This is a genomic window from Chrysanthemum yellows phytoplasma (genome assembly GCF_000803325.1).
Lineage (GTDB): Bacteria > Bacillota_I > Bacilli_A > Acholeplasmatales > Acholeplasmataceae > Phytoplasma > Phytoplasma asteris.
In genome coordinates, this window is record NZ_JSWH01000060.1 from 1 (window position 1) to 518 (window position 518).

1 pseudogene is annotated in these 518 nt (G+C 19.3%); it reads left to right on the forward strand.

Annotated elements, in window-relative coordinates:
* Positions 1-134 precede the first annotated feature (134 nt).
* Positions 135-518 (forward strand): annotated as a pseudogene (locus tag OL66_RS00850) (hypothetical protein); the annotation flags it as partial.

The window sequence follows — 518 nt, forward strand, 5'->3', positions numbered from 1 at the left end:
AATTAAATAATGAATTAAATATAAATTCTTTAAGAGAAATAAAAGAAAAATTTAACGGTTTTCGAATAAACTTTTTCATTAAATTAAATTTTTTATGGTATATATATTCCAACAATGAAAATCATGCTCATATATTGTATACTAATTATGCTTCGGACGTAGATAATATAGGTAATTTAGTTCTTATACCTTCTTTTCAACGTAATCATTACATAAGTTTGAATGAAAAAATAAAATTAATAGGCGATACATTCATGATTCAAAATAACGATAGAATAGAAATTTATCGTAATAGTTTTGATACTAAAAATCAAAGAGAAAACACTTTAGAATATTTAAATCCTATTTATTCAGAAAATTTATTTCAAATTTTTTTGGATTTTGATATAAAAGAAGAACATGATGGTTTGTATATGTATTTCGATTTATATAAACATGGATTTACAGAATTAAATAATTATTGTTTTAAAATAGATTTTTCTTTAGATCGAAAAATTGATTTTATTAAAAATATAAAT